At 46.5% G+C, this 12,514-nt stretch carries 16 protein-coding genes and 1 pseudogene; 6 read left to right on the top strand and 11 right to left on the bottom strand.

Annotated features, from left to right (window positions below; all coding sequences use genetic code 11):
- From ACLQ6D_RS15660 to pqqA, 5 genes are all read right to left on the bottom strand, one after another.
- Positions 1–198: hypothetical protein (locus ACLQ6D_RS15660; protein ID WP_411728245.1), on the bottom strand; the 198-nt coding region annotated here is incomplete at its 3' end.
- Positions 199–217: 19 nt separating this feature from the next.
- Positions 218–982: a DUF2971 domain-containing protein gene (locus ACLQ6D_RS15655; protein ID WP_411728244.1), complete on the bottom strand. Its 765-nt coding sequence runs from the start codon at positions 980–982 to the stop codon at positions 218–220.
- A gap of 157 nt (positions 983–1,139) precedes the next feature.
- Entirely contained in the window at positions 1,140–1,871 is a 732-nt protein-coding gene (pqqC, locus tag ACLQ6D_RS15650) for a pyrroloquinoline-quinone synthase PqqC (RefSeq protein WP_411728243.1), read from the bottom strand.
- Positions 1,872–1,873: 2 nt separating this feature from the next.
- Complete coding sequence (gene pqqB, locus ACLQ6D_RS15645; protein WP_411728242.1) at positions 1,874–2,785, bottom strand: pyrroloquinoline quinone biosynthesis protein PqqB; 912 nt, start codon at positions 2,783–2,785, stop codon at positions 1,874–1,876.
- Positions 2,786–2,896: 111 nt separating this feature from the next.
- Positions 2,897–2,971 (bottom strand): pyrroloquinoline quinone precursor peptide PqqA, encoded by a 75-nt coding sequence (gene pqqA, locus ACLQ6D_RS15640; protein WP_006892363.1) that lies wholly within the window; start codon positions 2,969–2,971, stop codon positions 2,897–2,899.
- 237 nt (positions 2,972–3,208) lie between these two features.
- On the opposite strand from pqqA, the gene ACLQ6D_RS15635 reads away from it, so the two are divergent.
- Positions 3,209–3,427, top strand: coding sequence for a hypothetical protein (locus ACLQ6D_RS15635; protein WP_411728241.1), 219 nt, complete (start codon positions 3,209–3,211; stop codon positions 3,425–3,427).
- Positions 3,428–3,578: 151 nt separating this feature from the next.
- On the opposite strand, the gene ACLQ6D_RS15630 is transcribed toward ACLQ6D_RS15635, so the two are convergent.
- Positions 3,579–4,325, bottom strand: coding sequence for a HesA/MoeB/ThiF family protein (locus ACLQ6D_RS15630; protein WP_411728240.1), 747 nt, complete (start codon positions 4,323–4,325; stop codon positions 3,579–3,581).
- Positions 4,326–4,465: 140 nt separating this feature from the next.
- Here ACLQ6D_RS15630 and groES point away from each other — a divergent pair, with 140 nt between their 5' ends.
- From groES to ACLQ6D_RS15610, 4 genes are all read left to right on the top strand, one after another.
- On the top strand, positions 4,466–4,753 hold the full coding sequence (gene groES, locus ACLQ6D_RS15625; RefSeq protein ID WP_411728239.1) for a co-chaperone GroES: 288 nt from the start codon (positions 4,466–4,468) through the stop codon (positions 4,751–4,753).
- Between the two features lie 47 nt (positions 4,754–4,800).
- Positions 4,801–6,453, top strand: a complete 1,653-nt coding sequence (gene groL, locus ACLQ6D_RS15620; RefSeq protein ID WP_411728238.1) for a chaperonin GroEL — start codon at positions 4,801–4,803, stop codon at positions 6,451–6,453.
- 247 nt (positions 6,454–6,700) lie between these two features.
- On the top strand, positions 6,701–6,976 hold the full coding sequence (locus ACLQ6D_RS15615; RefSeq protein WP_411728237.1) for a hypothetical protein: 276 nt from the start codon (positions 6,701–6,703) through the stop codon (positions 6,974–6,976).
- A 219-nt stretch (positions 6,977–7,195) separates the two neighbouring features.
- Positions 7,196–7,354, top strand: a complete 159-nt coding sequence (locus ACLQ6D_RS15610) for a hypothetical protein (RefSeq protein ID WP_411728236.1) — start codon at positions 7,196–7,198, stop codon at positions 7,352–7,354.
- 164 nt (positions 7,355–7,518) lie between these two features.
- Here the strand turns inward: ACLQ6D_RS15610 and ACLQ6D_RS15605 are convergent, their stop codons facing one another.
- Positions 7,519–9,309, bottom strand: a complete 1,791-nt coding sequence (locus ACLQ6D_RS15605; RefSeq protein WP_411728235.1) for an ATP-dependent nuclease — start codon at positions 9,307–9,309, stop codon at positions 7,519–7,521.
- A 182-nt stretch (positions 9,310–9,491) separates the two neighbouring features.
- Here ACLQ6D_RS15605 and ACLQ6D_RS15600 point away from each other — a divergent pair, with 182 nt between their 5' ends.
- Entirely contained in the window at positions 9,492–9,644 is a 153-nt protein-coding gene (locus ACLQ6D_RS15600; RefSeq protein WP_411728234.1) for a hypothetical protein, read from the top strand.
- Positions 9,645–9,650: 6 nt separating this feature from the next.
- Here ACLQ6D_RS15600 and argJ read toward each other — a convergent pair whose 3' ends face one another.
- The 4 genes and pseudogenes from argJ to ACLQ6D_RS15580 all read right to left on the bottom strand — a co-directional run.
- Positions 9,651–10,865 (bottom strand): bifunctional glutamate N-acetyltransferase/amino-acid acetyltransferase ArgJ, encoded by a 1,215-nt coding sequence (argJ, locus tag ACLQ6D_RS15595; protein WP_411728233.1) that lies wholly within the window; start codon positions 10,863–10,865, stop codon positions 9,651–9,653.
- A 243-nt stretch (positions 10,866–11,108) separates the two neighbouring features.
- Positions 11,109–11,333 (bottom strand): sulfurtransferase TusA family protein, encoded by a 225-nt coding sequence (locus ACLQ6D_RS15590; protein ID WP_411728232.1) that lies wholly within the window; start codon positions 11,331–11,333, stop codon positions 11,109–11,111.
- Positions 11,330–12,373, bottom strand: a complete 1,044-nt coding sequence (locus tag ACLQ6D_RS15585) for a tRNA (5-methylaminomethyl-2-thiouridylate)-methyltransferase (protein WP_411728231.1) — start codon at positions 12,371–12,373, stop codon at positions 11,330–11,332. Before ACLQ6D_RS15585 ends, ACLQ6D_RS15590 begins: the two co-directional genes overlap by 4 nt.
- A gap of 21 nt (positions 12,374–12,394) precedes the next feature.
- A pseudogene (locus tag ACLQ6D_RS15580) lies at positions 12,395–12,514 on the bottom strand (IS1595 family transposase); the annotation flags it as partial.

Raw genomic sequence — 12,514 nt, 5'->3', positions numbered from 1 at the left:
CTTCAGACGCTTGTATTTTTGCTCTTGTAGCGTGCGTGGTCGTGGCTGTTCCGTGTAATACTTGTCCCATCGCTTTTCCTCTTTAAGTTGGTGATAAACCAGACCACTTAATAGTGGGACTAAACAATTAGCTCTGTAGCCCGTATGCAGCAACGCGGAATACGGGGAATCGAAGCCACGAAAACCCAGATTCCGCAAGCCCCATCCGGGCTACTTGCTATCTATAAGGGACTTTTGATCGTTTAATGCCAACATTTGAATAACCTAACCCTCCAAGGTAAAGTAATACATTTGCAGCTACACTGTGATTTTTTGGCCCCAAAAAAATTTCTGATACAGGGTGCTGTCCATTTGGATGCCAAAATGGAAGATCCATGTAAGCACAAAGATGATTATCTTGCACTTGAAATTTTACAGGTTGGCTTTTCCAGTCCTCGCAAACATTAGGTGCATCTACAAAGTGCATAATTTCTTCTTCCATTTTTACGTTAACAGCATGCACACAACGAATTTCTTTTTCCTCTTGGAAAGCTGAATGTTTAAGTCCGGCAAAGTATGTAGCAGTAAGAACACAATCCTCAAAAAATTCGCCTCGTTCGTTTTCTTCTTCTGAGTTTTTTCGTGCATGGATGGCTAATAATGCTGCCATCATTTCTTTGACCTGCTCCCCTCTATCGTACTCTACTGAAAGCATGGTGACAGGCAATTGTTTCAACATTGATGCACGAAACCCAATAGCGAATCCTCGCCCATCATCTGCGTATGTACGCCACTGTCCAAGATTGTCGCCATTCAACGAGAAACAGGACACGAATGGATGCACAATTAGTTGAGATCCCGATAGAATTCCATCTACTGAATCACAAAAATCGATGGATATTTCTGGTATTGAGTCTGGTATATCAATACGCTTTATAAGTCGTGTCGCCGCCTCTTCAAATGCCGAATAACCCCATCTTGTCTCAGTTTCATCATTTAGCATATTGATGTCGGTGAATCGGATATTCCTCGACTCTAAGATTGCGCACAGCGTTTCCGCCGAACAATAATGATAAACAAGTTGATCGTCAGATGGGTCGTACAAGCGATTCATTAGCATGAGTTAGCCCACTAGAGTACGCAGCGTACCCTACAAGTTCCTACCCACCAACATTAAAATAAGGCGGCATCCCGTTAATATAAGCCATATACATAGCATCTGCCATCGTCCACAACACATCGAGCTTGAATTTCAATATCTTCATCATCCGCTCTTGCTGGTCACGGGTTTTGTACCAGTCCAGGGTGATCGCCAGGCCATGCTCGACATCGCGGCGGGCTTCGCTTAAACGCTTACGGAAGTAGGCGTAACCGTCTTTATCGATCCAGGGGTAATGTTCTGGCCAGTTGTCCAGGCGTTGCTGATGGATTTTAGGGGCAAACAGTTCAGTTAACGATGAACTGGCGGCTTCGTGCCATTCGGCTTGCCGGGCAAAGTTGACGTAAGCATCGACGGCAAAACGCACTCCCGGCAGCACATGCTGTTCGGAGATGATTTCCTCGCGGGTTAGGCTCACTGCCATACCCAATTGTATCCAGGCTTCAATACCGCCGGGTTCGCCGGGTTGTCCGTCGTGGTCTAGGATGCGTTGCGCCCAGAGTTGGCGAGTTTCGCGGTCTGGGCAGTTTGCCAGGATATTGGCATCTTTTCTGGGAATGCTGACTTGGTAATAAAAGCGGTTGGCAACCCAGCCCTGAATTTGGGCTTTATTGAGTTTGCCTTCGTTCATCAGCACGTTATACGGATGGTTGATGTGGTAATACTTCTCCATGCCGCGCAACTGCGCTTCAAATTCTTCCCGGCTCCAGGGTTGTTGTTCAGGGTTCGTCATAGTTACAGGTCAATTTCCATGCCGTCGTAGGCGACTTCGATGTCAGCAACATCGAGTATTTTACGTTGCCCAGAATCTTCATCCAAAATCGGATTGGTGTTGTTGATGTGGATCAATATCTTACGCGCATTCGGTATCTTATTGAGGACTTCTATCATGCCGCCGCTACCTGATTGCGGCAAATGTCCCATCTGGCTGGCCTGTTTTTTACCGACTTGTTGGTCGATCATTTCATCTTCCGTCCAGAACGTGCCATCGACCAGCAAGCAATCAGCGGTTTGCATGGCAGACATTACGTGTTCTTCGATTTCACCCAGACCCGGCGAATAAAACACTTTTTTGCCCGTGGATTGTTGCTCAATAACCACGCCAATATTATCGCCCTCATGCGGATCGTGCCGATGCGGGGAGTAGGGCGGAGCCTTGCTTTTCAGGGCGCGGGTGTAAAAACGCAGATCAGCCAAGGCAAGAATGGTAAAGCTGCTGCCATCAACGGGAATGGGGTGATGATTGACAGTGCAATAATGCGACAGCATATTGAATATCGGAAAGCCGCTGGTCAAATCCTGCTTGACCATCTCTGAACAGTAAATGTCCAGTGGTTTACCTTCGCGCAGCATCAGCAAGCCCGTGGCATGGTCAATCTGGCTATCCATCAACAGGACGGCTTTAATACTGGTATCGCGCAGGCCTTCTTTAGGCTGGATGGCAGGAAAGGCTTCCAGTTGGGCGCGAATATCAGGTGAGGCATTGATAAGCAGCCAGTTGTTATTGTCGCTGCTGACGGCAATCGACGATTGCGTTCGTGCTTTGCCGTTCATTTCGTTATGGCGCAAACGTCGGCAATTATTGCAGTTGCAGTTCCACTGGGGAAAGCCACCCCCCGCGCCTGAGCCTAGAATTCTGATTTTCATAGTTATGGATGCCAATACGTCAATGCTTCCCAGAATGATAGGGCATTAGGCGAGTCCAGGCAAAAAAAAGGGGTTCTTAGCGAACCCCTTTTTAACCTGAACCAACTATTATTAACGGTTGTAGATGTACATGGTGACTTCAAAACCGAAACGCAGGTCAGTGTAGCTTGGTGTTTCCCATTTCATTGCAAACCTCCAGAAGTTTTTGTTTATTACGCTAGCTTGATCAAGTAAGCTGGGTGTAAGTATACGACGAACTTTTTTTTTTCGCAACTGTTGCTATAAGCCCTGCTTAAATGCCGAGAAATGGGTTATTTTTAGGCATAAGAAGTCCGCTTTATTTTTTTGTTAGAAATAGAGTATTACCAGGCTTCGCCTAAGCATTAAAAAACAATTTAAACACACAGGCGTTGAGGAGGCATCATGGGTGATGTGACAGGGCTTTTTATTGCGATAGTTGTTATCGGTGCAGCCGCTTTTGCGCCGTTGGGTTATTTTATCTATAAATTCTCGCAAAAAGACGGCAAACCGTTTGGCGATATCGAGCCGCACGGAGATAGTCCCTCTTTGGTCAACGATCTGGCAGAAAATGTCATTGCTTTTATAAAAAAACAGCTTAATAAGGGCAAAACAACTTCCTGATAATCCATATCTATGGGAATCTCTAAAACCCTCTCCCTCAGGGTGAGGGCTAGGGTGAGGGAATTAATGTGTGATTCTAAAACCCTCATCCCGGCTTTCTCACTGATGGGCGAAGGAGATTTTTGAATTTTTAGAGGTCTCCCTATGTGTGTTACAGGTTGCCGCAAGTTGGGCAGCTTGGGTTTTTCTTGAAACGCAGGGTTTTGATGTTCATGGTTAGTCCATCAATCAGTAACAATCTTCCGGTCAAAGTTTCACCGGCGTTGATGATAAGCTTCATTGCCTCCAATGCCTGAATGCTGCCCACAATGCCCGTAATGGGCGCTATCACGCCATTGGTGGCGCAGTTTTGCATTTCTTCCCCTTCATTTTTGTACAGGCAGTTATAGCATGGACTATCATTTTTACCCGGTGTAAACACAGTTACCTGACCCTCAAACCGGATTGCAGCCCCCGACACCAACGGTTTCTGGAAGCTCACGCAAGCCTTGTTGATAGCAAAACGTGTCGCAAAATTATCGCTGCAATCCAATACCAAATCCGCCTTTTTGACTTCTGTTTCCAGTTGTTCACCCATCAATCGTTGCTTAACAGCCGTAACCCGCACGTCTGGATTTAATTGATTGAGCGTATTGCGGGTTGAAATTACCTTATCAATCCCCACATCGTCAGTGTGATGGGCAATCTGCCTTTGTAAATTGGACAAATCCACTTCGTCGTTATCATAAATAGTGATGTGACCGACACCACCAGCGGCTAGGTACATGGCCGCCGGAGAACCCAGGCCACCAGCGCCAACAATGAGAACACGGGCAGTGGATATCTTTTGTTGTCCGGCAATATCACAAAGTGGCAGCATGATCTGGCGGCTATAACGCAGCAATTGGTTGTCATTCATAAGTCATAATTTGGTAAGAGTTGGCAGAAGATGATGCCAAAGAACTTGACAGACTGCAAAAGGTCATTATTATTAGCACTCATTACTAGCGAGTGCTAATAACAATAATTAACCCTTAATTTAACCTCTAGGAGATATTGATGAATATACGTCCGTTACACGACAGAGTGATAGTCAAACGCGTTGAAGAAGAAACAACAACACCCGGTGGCATTGTATTGCCAGGTTCTGCCGCAGAAAAACCAAGCCAAGGCAAAGTCCTGGCTGTGGGCAACGGCAAGCAACTGGATAACGGCAAAATAAGGGCCTTGGAAGTCAAGGTTGGTGATAAGGTGTTGTTCGGCAAATACGCCGGTAACGAAGTAAAAGTCGATGGCGAAGACCTTATCGTTATGCGTGAAGAAGACATCATGGGCATTTTGGGCTAAGCCTAACCCCTTTTTATCGTATCAATTATTCACATAAGGAATAGAACATGGCAACAAAAGACGTATTATTTGGTGATGACGCACGTAACCGCATGGCGCGTGGCGTTAATATTTTGGCAAATGCAGTAAAAGTGACTTTAGGCCCTAAAGGCCGTAATGCAATTCTGGATAAAAGCTTCGGCGCCCCTACCATCACTAAAGATGGTGTGTCGGTTGCGAAAGAAATCGAACTGAAAGACAAATTCGAAAACATGGGCGCACAAATGGTTAAGGAAGTGGCGTCGCACACTTCTGATGTCGCTGGCGACGGCACCACAACTGCAACCGTATTGGCGCAATCTATCGTTAATGAAGGTTTGAAAGCGGTTGCCGCTGGCATGAACCCAATGGACTTGAAACGTGGTATTGATCTGGCGGTCACCAAAGTGGTTGATGCCATCGTCAAATCCGCTGCGCCTTGTGCTGATAACAAAGCTATTGCGCAAGTTGGTACGATTTCTGCCAACTCGGATGAATCGGTCGGCAAAATTATTGCCGAAGCCATGGAAAAAGTCGGCAAAGAAGGCGTTATTACCGTTGAAGAAGGTTCAGGTCTGGACAACGAACTGGATGTGGTCGAAGGTATGCAGTTTGACCGTGGCTATTTGTCGCCTTACTTCATCAACAAACAAGACAGCATGAGCGTTGAGCTTGAAGAGCCGCTGATCCTGATTTACGAAAAGAAAATCTCCAACATCCGTGAAATGCTGCCAATTCTGGAAGCCGTTGCCAAATCTGGTCGTCCATTATTGATTGTCGCGGAAGATGTTGAAGGCGAAGCTCTGGCAACGCTGGTTGTCAATACTATCCGTGGTATCGTTAAAGTTGCAGCCGTAAAGGCGCCTGGTTTTGGCGACCGTCGTAAAGCTATGCTAGAAGACATTGCAGTCCTGACTGGCGGTACTGTCATCGCAGAAGAAGTGGGATTAAGCCTTGAAAAAGCGGAATTGTCTCAATTGGGCACAGCCAAAAAAGTACAGATCACCAAAGAAAACACCACGATTATTGATGGCGCAGGTTCTGAAGAGCAAATCAAAGGCCGAGTCAATCAAATCCGTGCTCAAGCGGAAGAGGCGACTTCCGACTACGACAAAGAAAAACTGCAAGAACGTCTGGCTAAATTGGCAGGCGGTGTTGCGGTAATCAAAGTTGGTGCTGCAACCGAAATCGAAATGAAGGAAAAGAAAGCCCGCGTAGAAGATGCCCTGCATTCAACCCGTGCTGCGGTAGAAGAAGGCGTTGTTGCTGGCGGCGGTACTGCCCTGGTTCGAGCGTTGTCTGCATTGAAAGGTCTTGAAGGCGCTAATCATGATCAGACAGTCGGAGTTAACATTTTGCGTCGTGCAATGGAAGAGCCTTTGCGTCAAATCGTAGCTAACGCAGGCGACGAGCCTTCTGTCGTCTTTAACGAAGTTCAAAAAGGCACAGGCAACTTCGGCTATAACGCACAAACAGGCGTATACGGCGACATGATCGAAATGGGTATCCTGGATCCAGCGAAAGTGACACGTACCGCGCTGCAAAATGCGGCATCGGTTGCCGGTTTAATGCTGACCACCGAAGTGATGGTCGCTGATGCGCCTGCTGATGATAAACATGGCCACGGTATGCCAGATATGGGTGGCATGGGCGGAATGGGTGGTATGGGCGGCATGATGTAAGCCCGCTGCTTTTCTAGCCTTAGCTGTAAAAAACAAAAACCCGGCTGTTGCAAAATAGCCGGGTTTTTTATGCTTTCGACAATTGAAAGGCACCAAAGTATATGGATTGAATGCAAGAGATTGACTAGTCTTAACATTGTAAAGTGGACTCCAAAATCCAGACACTAGGGTCTGTTGACAATTAAATAAGCCAAATGAAAGGCGCCGCCCATGCGATGAAAGCTGAAAACCGCGAGGCCAGCTTATCATGGCGAGTTGCGATACGGCGGAATTGCTTGATCCGGCAAAAGAACCGTTCTATCAAATTACGGTGCTTATACTGGTGTCGGTCAAAGTCCCGTTGCCGTATGCGGTTGGCCTTCAACGGGATAACTGCCGTTGCGCCGCTGTCGGCAAACAGTTCGTCGGCATCGTAGGCCTTGTACGCAACGACAGCCCCGACAACCATATCCTCCAGCAAGCCAATGGCTTGGGTCACGTCGTGGACTTGCCCGCGCGTAATTTTTCTAGCGGCGATAATTGACTCAGTTGTTGATAAAGTTCTTTATTTGTTTGCATTGTCTGCTCCGGTTTTAATCTCCATTGATTAGGTTATATTACACCGTCCCGGTTAAAGAGTTAATTTTACGCAGTATTAGCTGAGTTATGTTGTGTCGCTAACGCGACGATTATTTTAATCGGGTTCTCGCACCCGAGGGCGAGTTTCTTTCTTTTGCTTCGCCAAGCCACATGGATGTGGTGAATGCGGAAAATGCAGGAGCAATTTTCCGCAAAAGAAAAAAACCAAAGAAAAGGCTGCCCGGATGCCGCTTATCTTCTGCGCTTCTCGTTTTCAACGGGAGGTGACCAAAGGGGCTTCCTGCCCCTCGATCACCGCGATTCATCCCTGAATCGCCCCTGACGGGTTATCCCCGCCGAAAACTGCGATGCTCGGCGCGGCATACGGGAATGGGCGATTGTCATAGCATAGTTGGGCGGATTAAACGCGCAAGTCATCCAGACACCAGGCAAGTAAAGAGCTTCTGCGCGGCTAATCAACCCTAACTTTTATAGGTCTCATGGTCTTTAAATACTCTTAAATGGCTGGAGTCTATAAGTTTCAAGCATCTGAATTAAATTCCTCATATCCTCTGGAATTTCAGATTCTTTAAACTCATCAATGATGCGTATATCCGTTAAAGTGACAGACCATTTTTCAGTAACATAGCGTCTAATATCCTTTAGAACTTGTTTACCACCGACAATTTTTATTCTGTTATCAATTACATCCCATTGATGTTCAAAGTTGTGAAGCGCCTTAGCGGTTAATGTGCTTTGATCATCAGGACAACCTTTTGACTTCATATAGTCCACATACTTCCCTACATACTGGGCTTGTAGATCGATTTTGTAGTTAAACGTGATTGAATTCAATATACTTTCAATAGATTCATCAACTTGCATAGTAGTGTCAGATCTTTGGTTCCTTTCTGCTATTAATGAGTGCAAAGCTCTCTCCAATACTTTAGGGTCTAATAAATAATTTTCGATCTCTTTTCTTTGATGAATATGCGCAAGAATAAGATGTTTTTTTAGATCGTTTAAAGTTTCTAAAATTTGTGCGTCACACCAAAAATCGTGATCGTAAACTGCGTCTATTTTAATATCAGCACCGAGTGTCTTTTGTATGCCCCAGGCTAATGATCTGACCCTTTCCCAAGATGAATAACCTCCTGATTCAAATGGTGTAATATCAGCTCCTGATGAAAGCTCCTGAAACCCCATGTTTTTAGCAAATCTTCGAATTATCTTGTAATCACCCATTCCTTCAACAAAAAGTACCTTTTTAGTTCTTGCTAATTGTGTAAGAGTTATATTTTGTACCGAACCTATAGCATCCAAAGCTTGTTGAACACCTTCGATATCTCTTAATCTTTTAGCTGAACGCAAAGCTTTATCAATCAGTAAGATTTCCGTTGGATCAGCCTCGCCTAATATCTCTGTAGAATGTGTTGCAATTAACACATCAATTTTGATATCTCTCAGTATTCCGAGTAGCTGTCTCTGAACATCTGGATGAAGATAAACCTCAGGTTCATCGATGACAGTAAGATTAAATTCGTGCGCGCGTGATAAATGTGTAAGAAGTTGACACCAAATCTGAAAACCAAATCCCGCCCAATAAATCTCTCTATCTTGTCTATTCTCCGAACAAAACATTACAAGACGTTGCTCAATCATGGAAGTTAACTCTGGTAATTGGATAGACATGCTAGGCCATGTCTTCTCGAGCATTATTTTAAAATCTTCAAACTCTTCGTTATATTTGTACCAATAATTTCGAAAATGACGAGAAGCTCGTGGAGAACCAAAGCTTCGCTTAACCGTTTCATCAGCAACTATTTTTTCTTCTTGCTCAATAGGACCAAGCACGGGAACAACCTGAACTTTAAACGGAAACTCTTTTCTGAATACAGAGGGTGTTCTAACCGATTTCCCGTGCGTATCCCAATTTAGTATACATCCACCATCTTTAGGAAAGTACAAGATCAGCTTATTGGAATTTGATAATCGAAATTCGATTTTACTGTCATCGTCAGAATAATCTGTGTGAACGTTTTCTAAAGAAACGGGTAAATTCGTTTCTGAAATTCGGTACCCAAATGTTGTTCCAGCATCGTAGGATGACACATGAGTCGGGCTTTTCGCATTTGCTGTTTTAAGCGCAACCTCCAATATCCTAAAAGCACTAATTATTGTGGACTTACCTGAGTTATTAGGTCCAACCATTATATTTGTGTCATGTAGGCTAATGGAATAATTTCCAAAGGCTTTATAGTTGGTGAATTTTATTGATGTAATAGAAATTTTAGACAACTTTTATTTTCCAAATTAGCGCGATAGTTTGGGGTGAGGTACTATAACCCCAACATCCAACCATTAGTCAAGTTATACACCCGCTCCCCGTATGCCGCGCCGAAAACTGGCGTTTTTATTGGGAATAGCCCGTAGGGGTGCGGCAGGGATGCCGCACGTTGCCAAAGGGACAGGAGTCCCTTTTGGCAACCCCCGATAAAAACGACGGAGCGCAGGAATTAAGCGACATCTGGGCGGCCTTTCTTTTGGTTTCTTTTCTTTGGCCGCGCAAAGAAAAGAAACTCGCCTTCGGGTGCGAGAACCCGATCAAATCAACCGTCGTGTTAGCGACATAATAAAACTCAAGTCCTATACTCCGCATTAATCCTCACATAATCGTAAGAAAAATCGCAGGTCAAAACTTCCTGAACCGCTTGCCCCTGCCCCAATTTGACGGTGATGGTGATTTCTTCCCGCTTCATCACCCGCTGCCCGGCGGCTTCTGTGTAATCGTCTGCACAGCCGCCGTTTCTGACGATGCAGACATCATCCAGAAAAAGCTGTACGTCTTCCAGCACCATATTTTCGATGCCAGCGCGTCCTACCGCCGCCAATATCCGCCCCCAGTTGGGGTCACTGGCAAAAAAGGCGGTTTTCACTAAGGGCGAATGGGCGATGGTTTTGCCTACGCGTACGGCTTCTTCATCTGATTGCGCTTGCGCTACAACAATACGCATCAATTTGGTCGCGCCTTCGCCATCCCTAATGATCGCTTCTGCCAGTTGTTTGCAAACTATCACGATGGCATCGGAAAATACTTGATAATGCTCACTACTAGCGGTAATTTCCGGTGCGGATGTGCGGCCGCTTGCCATCAATACGCAGGCATCGTTGGTCGAGGTATCGCCATCGACGGTAATCCGGTTGAATGACCGCTCGACGGCGACCGCCAAACAGCTTTGCAGCAAGGGCTGGGCGATTTTGGCATCGGTGGCGATAAACGCCAGCATCGTCGCCATATCCGGCTGGATCATCCCTGCGCCTTTGGCAATGCCGTTGATGGTGATGGGTTGACCGTCCAGCGTAATAAATTTGGATACCCCTTTGGGAAAGGTGTCGGTGGTCATGATTGCCCGTGCCGCTTTGTCCCAATTCGCGGCGTTTAATTGGATAAAAGCAGCGGGTAATGCGGCGGTAATCTTTGCAACGGGCAAAGGCTGACCGATAACCCCGGTCGAAAACGGCAATACTTGATTGGCCTGACCGCCAACCACCTCGGCAACGTCGGCGCAGGATTTGAGGGCATCTGCCATGCCCTGCTTGCCCGTACCCGCATTGGCGTTGCCGGAATTAATGAGCAACCAACGGGGCTGATACGCCATATTGGCTTTCGCCACATGCACGGGCGCGGCGCAGAAGGAGTTGCGGGTGAACACGGCTGCACAGGTCGATTGTCCATCCATTGCTATCAACACAACATCGTCTTTTACTGTTTGTTTAATGCCCGCACAGGCGGTTCCCAGGGTTATGCCCGGCACTTCTGGCATATTGGGGAATTCGTTTTGTCCTACTGCCATGTTGGTGTTTTCTCACTTAAAAATATAAATGTACGAATAAATACCTAAAAGTCTTATTGATTAGCAAGGTGCTTCAGTCAGCCAGTGACGTAGGGGCAGGTCTTGTGCCTGCCCTTAGGGCAACCACAAGGGATTGCCCCTACGACCATTGGCATCAAAGCCGGTATGGACGGTGCTGGCTGAGATTCATTGCTAATCAGGAAAGTCTTTGAATTAATTTGCTAAATCTCTCATTCAAGCAAGCTAACCACCCACTTCCAGCACGATAATATACTCATGACCACCTGAACTGCTTTCCAAAACCTTGTGGCCGTTGATGCGGCACCACGCGGGAATATCCTGCATCACGCCAGGATCGGTGCAGATGACTTCCAATTGGTCGCCAGCCTGTAGTTGTTTGACCCTATCTTGCGTGCGAATTACCGGCAGAGGGCACAACAACCGACGTGCATTCAGTACTTCCCTCATATCATCCATTCCTCCGGCAGCTTTTCGCCCGCTAACGGTTTGACTTGGATAGTCCGCTCCGAGCCATCTTTATCCATGATCGCCATATCGACCTGTTCAGCGTCGCGCCCTTGTCCGTAACGTGCGGTAATGCTTGCCGCCAAATACAAATCTTCTGCGGAAGGCGAGCCATCCAGCAGCACTAATGGCCCGCTGTGGCTGGTGCATAGCATACTGATGTAATCCTTTTTGTAGCCTTGCATAAAGCGCCCCTCACCTTCTTCCCTGGCGACGATCAATTTAAAATGCGCCCTGGGGCGAATATGCCTGCCTACTTTCAATAACATGACATCATCAAGTTCGTAATCCTTGCTATCCCGTGCCTTCCAGAGATCGACCAATTTTGCTGAATAATTTTTATCGGTCAGGAAGCAGCACCCTCCCGCTGGCTGGGCATATTCGGCTATGCCGAACTCTTTAGCCATCGCCATTTGCGGCTTGCGTGACCGTCCGGTAATGTCATGCAGCTTTTCCCTGTTTACCCAGCCTTCACGTTCTGGCAGGGTTGCGGGTAAGTTTTTCGCGCATAAGGGGCGAAGTAGCAGGTCATCCGCACCCGATTCCTTAGCGACTATAGGCATGGTGGCTTTCCGTTGGGACATCGGCCTTTGCCCAATCACCTCGCCAGTGATGATGAAATCAAAGTTATTTTCAACCAGCCATTGCTTGGCCTTATTGACCATGAAAATTTTGCAATCCAGGCACGGGTTCATGTTTGCACCGTAACCGTGCTTGGGATTAATCAGGACTTTCTTATATTCTTCAATAACATCGACGATGTGGAGCTTGATGCCTAATTGCTCGGCAACCCACAAGGAATTGTTGCGTTTCGGTTTGGCCTTGTCGCGTGCTCTTATGGCATGGGTATGGCCTTCCACACAAAATCCGGTGAAAAAATTGATGCCTTCTACGTGGATGCCCTGCTCCATCACGGTCTTTGCCGCCAGCATGGAATCCAGTCCACCGGAAATTAATGCTATGGCTTTTCGTTGTTGTTTCATTTTACTTAAACTGCTTTCTGATTACCAATAAGCTTCAGCCAATTTTAGCAACCGTCCGGGCATCGGCGGTGTTAAGGCTGATGCACGCACTAATCTTGGCACTAACGCATCCGACTTAAAGCGTCGATTAAAACGATATTC

Origin of the sequence: Methyloglobulus sp. (assembly GCF_046714055.1) — a bacterium.
Taxonomy (GTDB): domain Bacteria; phylum Pseudomonadota; class Gammaproteobacteria; order Methylococcales; family Methylomonadaceae; genus Methyloglobulus.
Note: the sequence above shows the minus strand (reverse complement) of the source record. Positions and strands in the feature narration are given on the sequence as shown.

Bases quoted from the DNA above. Each gene is read 5' to 3' on its own strand.
- ACLQ6D_RS15655 (WP_411728244.1), bottom strand. From the start codon at position 982: ATGCTAAATGATGAAACTGAGACAAGATGGGGTTATTCGGCATTTGAA.
- ACLQ6D_RS15610 (WP_411728236.1), top strand. From the start codon at position 7,196: ATGCGGAAAATGCAGGAGCAATTTTCCGCAAAAGAAAAAAACCAAAGA.
- argJ (WP_411728233.1), bottom strand. From the start codon at position 10,865: ATGGCAGTAGGACAAAACGAATTCCCCAATATGCCAGAAGTGCCGGGC.
- ACLQ6D_RS15630 (WP_411728240.1), bottom strand. From the start codon at position 4,325: ATGAATGACAACCAATTGCTGCGTTATAGCCGCCAGATCATGCTGCCA.
- groL (WP_411728238.1), top strand. From the start codon at position 4,801: ATGGCAACAAAAGACGTATTATTTGGTGATGACGCACGTAACCGCATG.
- groES (WP_411728239.1), top strand. From the start codon at position 4,466: ATGAATATACGTCCGTTACACGACAGAGTGATAGTCAAACGCGTTGAA.
- ACLQ6D_RS15615 (WP_411728237.1), top strand. From the start codon at position 6,701: ATGGCGAGTTGCGATACGGCGGAATTGCTTGATCCGGCAAAAGAACCG.
- ACLQ6D_RS15590 (WP_411728232.1), bottom strand. From the start codon at position 11,333: ATGAGGGAAGTACTGAATGCACGTCGGTTGTTGTGCCCTCTGCCGGTA.
- ACLQ6D_RS15635 (WP_411728241.1), top strand. From the start codon at position 3,209: ATGGGTGATGTGACAGGGCTTTTTATTGCGATAGTTGTTATCGGTGCA.
- pqqC (WP_411728243.1), bottom strand. From the start codon at position 1,871: ATGACGAACCCTGAACAACAACCCTGGAGCCGGGAAGAATTTGAAGCG.
- ACLQ6D_RS15585 (WP_411728231.1), bottom strand. From the start codon at position 12,373: ATGAAACAACAACGAAAAGCCATAGCATTAATTTCCGGTGGACTGGAT.
- pqqB (WP_411728242.1), bottom strand. From the start codon at position 2,785: ATGAAAATCAGAATTCTAGGCTCAGGCGCGGGGGGTGGCTTTCCCCAG.